Origin of the sequence: Salmonella sp. SAL4457, from assembly GCF_046548235.1 — a bacterium.
Classification (GTDB): domain Bacteria; phylum Pseudomonadota; class Gammaproteobacteria; order Enterobacterales; family Enterobacteriaceae; genus Salmonella; species Salmonella enterica.
The window spans coordinates 1-270 of sequence record NZ_JBGDZO010000530.1; the positions used below are offsets into that span (position 1 = coordinate 1).

Below are 270 nucleotides of genomic sequence, written 5' to 3' on the forward strand. Positions count from 1 at the left end.
TCTTACGACCGTCAGCGAAAAAATGCAGAGACATGAGTAATAAAATTGATCCAAAGTCCGGCGGTCTCGTACGGTCCAGCAACCGTGAGCTCGCAACCCGCTCGTCTGCCCTTGCAAAACGAGGGCTAAATCTTATATCGCAGCAGACGCGTATTGTACGCTTCTCGTTTGACAGCTCGCGGAGGCTCAAACTCTACGTGCTTAACCAAGATGTGCCGATGGATGATGAGCAAACGGAGAAAGCAATTGAGGCGAGAGGTGATATCACGG

At 50.7% G+C, this 270-nt stretch carries 1 protein-coding gene; it reads left to right on the plus strand.

Annotated features, from left to right (window positions below):
• Window positions 1–32 precede the first annotated feature (32 nt).
• Window positions 33–270, plus strand: a 238-nt coding sequence (locus ACLJNW_RS25350; RefSeq protein ID WP_410961386.1) for a hypothetical protein, incomplete at its 3' end; no start/stop codon positions are given.